The organism is Methylobacterium sp. WL18 (genome assembly GCF_008040015.1).
Classification (GTDB): Bacteria; Pseudomonadota; Alphaproteobacteria; order Rhizobiales; family Beijerinckiaceae; genus Methylobacterium; species Methylobacterium mesophilicum.
The window spans coordinates 1-5850 of sequence record NZ_VRVD01000289.1; the positions used below are offsets into that span (position 1 = coordinate 1).

At 71.6% G+C, this 5850-nt stretch carries 5 protein-coding genes; 2 read left to right on the forward strand and 3 right to left on the reverse strand.

Annotated elements, in window-relative coordinates; translation table 11 throughout:
• Positions 1–228: 228 nt before the first annotated feature.
• From FV228_RS18545 to FV228_RS18555, 3 genes are read right to left on the reverse strand one after another with little or no spacing between them, the layout of a single operon-like run.
• Positions 229–600 (reverse strand): DUF3618 domain-containing protein, encoded by a 372-nt coding sequence (locus FV228_RS18545; RefSeq protein WP_187277808.1) that lies wholly within the window; start codon positions 598–600, stop codon positions 229–231.
• A gap of 5 nt (positions 601–605) precedes the next feature.
• The gene (locus FV228_RS18550) at positions 606–1019 is read right to left on the reverse strand and encodes a phage holin family protein (RefSeq protein WP_147855974.1); all 414 of its coding nucleotides are present in this window, start codon (positions 1017–1019) and stop codon (positions 606–608) included.
• Between the two features lie 4 nt (positions 1020–1023).
• Complete coding sequence (locus FV228_RS18555; protein WP_147855975.1) at positions 1024–1533, reverse strand: hypothetical protein; 510 nt, start codon at positions 1531–1533, stop codon at positions 1024–1026.
• A 480-nt stretch (positions 1534–2013) separates the two neighbouring features.
• Between FV228_RS18555 and FV228_RS18560 the strand changes: the two genes are divergently transcribed.
• Both FV228_RS18560 and glgX read left to right on the forward strand, forming a co-directional pair.
• A complete protein-coding gene (locus FV228_RS18560) occupies positions 2014–3435 on the forward strand; it encodes a trehalose-6-phosphate synthase (protein WP_147855976.1) in 1422 nt (473 codons plus the stop codon).
• Positions 3436–3807: 372 nt separating this feature from the next.
• Positions 3808–5850 (forward strand): glycogen debranching protein GlgX (gene glgX, locus FV228_RS18565; protein ID WP_147855977.1); only part of this gene is annotated, 2043 nt, incomplete at its 3' end.

The window sequence follows — 5850 nt, forward strand, 5'->3', positions numbered from 1 at the left end:
CCCCCCCCCCCCCGGCGGGCCGCGGCGGGGGCCGGGCGGGGCCGCCCCGCAGGCTGCTGTCGCTCGAGCCGGTCGGCATGCCCGCCGCGGCGGCGAGCTGATCGGGGAGGCTGGACGGATTCGGCTTGTCGGTCATGGCGGTGTCCTCGGATGTCCGTCGCGGCGGCGCCCGGGAGGCGCTGCCCCTCCCGGCTCTCCGGCCGGGCGCGGGTCGTCACGGTTCGGGTGTCAGATGTCGGTCTTCTCGAGGGGATCGCGGGCCGGGCGCGCCGTCGGAAGATCGGGGTCGTAGCCGCGGGCCGCACCGGTGTTGAGCGTGGCCACGCGCTCGGCCGAGACCTGGGTCCGGCGGCGCTCGGAATCCCGGGCCATCCGGTTGAACAGCAGCCCCACCCCGGCGGCGATCAGCAGGACCGGCACCGGGTTGCGGCGCACCGCCTCCAGGGCGCCGTCGTAGACGCCGCTCAGCGCGGGCGTGCGCCGGGCGTTGCCCAGCATCTCGTCCACGATGTTCGGGACCGAGAGCTTCCCCTGGATCTGGTCGATCGTCTCGTCGAGCCGGGCCCGGCTCGCCTCGATTTCCTTCTCGAGGTCGGTCATCGAACTCATCCGGACACGCGCTCCGACAGGGCCTGGGCATCCTGGCGCACCTGGCGCGTCGTACGCGTCGGCGCCAGGGTGGAGAGGGACAGGACGCTGCGCGCCCACAGGGCCATGCCGACGGCGATGACCAGCAGCACGCCGCCCACGATGAGCGCCGACAGCCATTCGGAGCCCACGATGGTGGCGAGCCACTTCACGAACGCGCCGATCAGGACCAGCAGGGCGACCACGGCGAACACCGCGGAGCCGACCATGCAGGCCAGGCCGACGATGAGCTGGCGGACGTTGCCCGCCATCTCGGCGCGGAACAGCGCGATCTCCTTGCGGGCGAGCTCGTTGGTCTCCCGCAGCGCGTCGCCGATCAGGCTCTGAATGCTGGAGGCGCCGGTCTGGCGCGGATCAGGACCCTGGGCCATGGTCTCAGGCCCGGAAGCTGTCGCGGGCATCGCCGTCCGGGGCGTCCGGCGGCAGGCTCGACGACTTGATGAACCGGGCGGCGATCAGGCCGGCCACGAAGGTGCCCACCGCCACCGCCACCGGCGCGCGCCGGGCGAAGGCCTCGGCCTCGCCATAGAAGTCGCCGAGGCTGCGCCGCTCGATCGAGGAGCCGAGCTGCTCGAGGCCGTCGGCGGCGCTGTCGAAGAAGGCGCGCACGTTCGGCTTGTCGCCGAGGTCGCGGCCGGAATTGCGGATCGTCTGCGCCAGTTCGTGGACCGACTGCGCGGCGTCGCCCTTGCGGCGCTCGACGTAGTCCTGGGCCTGGAGACGCGCCGCGTCGATCAGGCCGCGGCCGCGCTCGGCGGCCTCGTCGGCCAGACCCTCGACGTCGCCCTGCAGCGCGCGCCACTGGGCGCGCTCGCCGGGGCCATCGTGCAGCGGATCCTTGAGCGGGTCCTTCGGCGCGTCCTGCGGGAACTCGTTGCCGGCCATCTCGAAAACACTCCTCGCGGCGCAGGGATGGTGCCGCTCGCGGCGACCGCGGCCCCCGCGATGGCTGAGTAACCGGTTGGGCTGTCACCGGTTCCGGCCGATCCGGAACGACCGCCCCGCGCGGGTTCGCGGCCGCCGCTCAGCCGGCGTTCAGGCGCGGTCTGGCAGAACCGCCACGCTTGCACGACGGCGACGCTTCGGCCACCCTTCAACACGCTCCGGGCTTCCCTTCGCGTTGCCTTCGAAGGCTGACCGGACGGCGTCGGAGGCTTTCGGAACCCGGCGGCCGGCACCGGACAGGGCGGCGATCCTGTCCGGCGCGGCGGCGTGCTCGACTTGACCCGCGCCCGGCTTCACGCTTGGGTTGCTTCGACAAAGGATCGCGCAGGGACTCCGCGCGTTCTGCTATAAGAGAAGTCCCGATGCAGGCGCGGCGAGGTCCTCGACGCGGACCGCGCCCATGATCCGGAGCCGACCCGCGTGGCACGCCTTGTGATCGTATCGAACCGCGTCGCCATCCCGGAGGATGGCGGGAAGGCGGTTGCGGCGGGCGGCCTCGCGGTCGCCGTGAAGGAGGCGTTCACCGCCTACGAGGGGCTGTGGTTCGGCTGGAGCGGCAACATCACGGAGGAGCCCTCCGAGGAGCCAACGCTGATCGACCGCGGCCGGGTCCAGTACGCGGTGGTCGACCTCTCGCCGCAGGACCACCTGGAATATTACGCCGGCTTCGCGAATCGGGCCCTGTGGCCGATCATGCATTACCGGCTGGGGCTCGGCGCGTTCTCGCGCTCGGATTACGCCGGCTACAGCCGGGTCAACCGCACCTTCGCCCGGGCGCTCGCCAAGCTGGTCGAGCCCGACGACATCATCTGGGTGCACGATTACCACCTGCTGCCGCTGGCCGCCGAGCTGCGCGGCCTCGGGCTCGACAACCCGATCGGCTACTTCCACCACATCCCCTGGCCCGCCGCCGACGTGTTCAACTCGCTGCCGGCCAGCACCGAATTGCTGCGCGCCATCGTCGATTACGACCTGATCGGCCTGCAGACCGAGGCCGACGTCCAGAACCTGCAGCGCAACCTGGTCGACACCCAGCGGGCGATCCCGCTGGGCGGCGGCTCGCTGATGGTCGACGGGCGCCGCACCCGGATCCGCGCCTTCCCGATCGGGATCGACGTCGCCGGCTTCAAGGAGGCGGCCGAGAAGGCCAACGCCAACAAGGTGGTGCGCGAGACCATGGCGGGCCTGCGCACCCGCAAGCTGCTGATCGGCGTGGACCGGCTCGACTATTCCAAGGGCGTGTCCGAGCGGATGGAGGCGGTGGAGAGCTTCTTCGCCTCGAATCCCGACCAGCGCGGCAACGTCACCTACATCCAGATCACCCCGAAATCCCGCAGCGAGGTGCCGGAATACGAGCAGCTCGCCCGGGACGTGAACGAGAAGGTCGGCGAGATCAACGGCGCGCTGGGCGACCCGGCCTGGACGCCGATCCAGTACATCACCAAGGCCTATCCGCGCCCGGTCCTGGCCGGCCTGTACCGGGCGGCCCGGGTCGGCCTGGTCACGCCGATGCGCGACGGCATGAACCTCGTCGCCAAGGAATACGTGGTCGCGCAGAGCGAGGACGATCCGGGCGTGCTGGTCCTGTCGAAATTCGCCGGCGCGGCCCGGCAGATGCCCGAGGCGCTGCTGGTCAACCCCTACGACCGGTTCGAGGTCGCCGAGGCGATCCGCTCCGCCCTGTACATGCCCAAGGCCGAGCGGCTGGCGCGCTGGAAGCCGATGGTCGAGCGCATGACCCGCGAGGACGTGGATTGGTGGGCGCGCAACTTCCTGTCGGAGCTGGAGAACTTCCGCACCATGGAGCGCGAGGCGCCGACGACGGCCGCGGCCGCCGAGTAGCCGGTTCTTTTGCGCTGACGCCGACGATGTCGATACCGCTTTGAGGCGCCATCGCTCTTGCAGGCCGCGCCGCGCCCCCTCTCCCGTGCGAGAGAGGGTTGGGGTGAGGGACCAGGTCTTTCCGGAAAACGCGCATCCCTCACCCAGCTCTCTGCGAGAGCAGACCTCTCCCGCACGGGAGAGGGGACCCGGGCCTCATCCGGCCGACGACGTGATCGTAGTCCCGGTGCAGGTCCGTACCGCCCGCGAGCCTTGCGGGGACGGGGCAAGGCGCATTGTTCCAAGCGACTTGCCGTCGGCCCCGATGGCTGACCTCGCTCGCCGGCGCCGGCACGCGCATCGCCCCACCTCCCAGAAAACTGGACTCCGCCCATGATCGCCGTCGATGACGGGGTGCCGGCGCCGCTCGGCGCGCATTTCGATGGGCGCGGGGTCAACTTCGCCCTGTTCTCCGAGCACGCCACCGCGGTGGACATCTGCCTGTTCGAGCCGGGGGAGCGGCACGAGACCCGCACGGTCCGGCTGCCCTGCCGCACCGACGACGTCTGGCACGGCTACCTGCGCGGGGTGCTGCCGGGCCAGCTCTACGGCTACCGGGTGCACGGCCCCTGGGATCCGGCCAACGGCCACCGGTTCAACGCCTCGAAGCTGGTGCTCGACCCCTATGCCAGGGAGATCCGGGGCCGGATCCGCTGGCACGACGCGCTCTACGGCCACCGCCGGGGAAACGAGAGCCGGATCGACCGGCGCGACAGCGCGGTCTACATGCCCAAGGGGGTGGTCACGGCCCCGGAGGTGCCCGACCTCGCGCTGGCCCCGCTGCGCCGGCCCCTCACCGAGACCGTGGTGTACGAGGCGCACGTCAAGGCGCTGACCCGCACCCATCCCGCCATCCCGGACGCGGAGCGCGGCACCTACGCGGCCTTGGCCCACCCGGCGATCATCGCGCACCTGGTCAAGCTCGGGGTCACCGCCCTGGAGCTGCTGCCGATCCAGGCCTTCGCGGACGACCGCTTTCTGGTCGAGAAGGGGCTCGTCAACTTCTGGGGCTATCAGCCCCTGGGCTACTTCGCCCCGGATCCGCGCTACCTCGGGGAGGGCGGGCTGAGCGGCCTCAAGGCGGCGATCCGCGAGCTGAACGCCGCCGGGATCGAGACCTGGCTCGACGTGGTCTACAACCACACCGCCGAGGGCGACCACAGCGGCCCGACCCTGTCGTTCCGCGGCATTGACAATGCCAGCTACTACAAGCTCGACCCCGCGGACCGGCGCCGGACGATCGATTGCACCGGCTGCGGCAACACCCTCGACGCGAGCCACCCGCGGGTGATGCAGCTGGTGCTCGATTCCCTGCGCCACTGGGTCACCGCCTACGGCATCGCCGGCTTCCGGTTCGACCTCGCCACCAGCCTCGGGCGCGCGCCGCTCGCCTTCACCCCGCAGGCGGCCTTCTTCCAGGCGGTGGCGCAGGATCCGGTGCTCGCCCGGGTCAAGATGGTGGCCGAGCCCTGGGACATCGGGGAGGGCGGCTACCAGCTCGGCGGCTACCCGCGCGGCTGGAGCGAGTGGAACGACAAGTTCCGCGACGCGGCCCGGGGCTTCTGGAAGGGCGATTCCGGCACCCTGGCGAAGCTGACCCAGGGGCTGACCGGCTCGCGCGAGGTGTTCGCCCCGTCCCGGCGCTCGCCGCTCGCCAGCGTCAACTTCATCGCCAGCCACGACGGCTACACCCTGGCAGACACGGTGGCCTACGAGCAGAAGCACAACGCGGCCAACGGCGAGGACAACCGCGACGGCCACGGCCACAACGTCAGCTGCAATTACGGCGTCGAGGGCGACACCGACGACGTGGGCATCCTGGCCGTGCGCGCCCGCCAGAAGCGCAACATGCTGGCCACGATGATGCTGGCCCAGGGCGTGCCGATGCTGCTGATGGGCGACGAGCGCTCCCGCAGCCAAGGCGGCAACAACAACGCCTACGCCCAGGACAACCCGATCAGCTGGATGGACTGGACCAGCGACCCGGACCCGCAGCTCACCGGCTTCGTGGCGAATCTCCTGGCCCTGCGCCGGGCCCAGCCGGCCCTGCGGCGGCGGAGCTTCTTCACCGGCGCCCCGGTCGCCCCCGAGGCGCCCCTCCGGGACGTGCACTGGCTCGCCCCCGAGGGCACCGAGATGGAGAACCACCACTGGGCCGACGACGGCCTGCAGGTGTTCGGCATGCAGATCGGCAACGACGGGGACGGCGACCGCCTGCTGCTGCTGTTCAACGCCGGGGTGGAGCCCCTCGACTTCCGCCTCGCCCCGGTGATCGGCGGCCCCTGGCAGCCGGCCTTCGACACCGGCGAGGCCGCCGGCACGGTCCCGCCGGGCGCCCCGTCCTACGGGCCGGACGCGCCGGTGCCGCTGCCGGGC

Excerpts from the sequence above, each read along its gene's own strand:
- FV228_RS18555 (WP_147855975.1), bottom strand. The coding sequence starts at position 1,533 with ATGGCCGGCAACGAGTTCCCGCAGGACGCGCCGAAGGACCCGCTCAAG.
- FV228_RS18550 (WP_147855974.1), bottom strand. The coding sequence starts at position 1,019 with ATGGCCCAGGGTCCTGATCCGCGCCAGACCGGCGCCTCCAGCATTCAG.
- FV228_RS18545 (WP_187277808.1), bottom strand. The coding sequence starts at position 600 with ATGACCGACCTCGAGAAGGAAATCGAGGCGAGCCGGGCCCGGCTCGAC.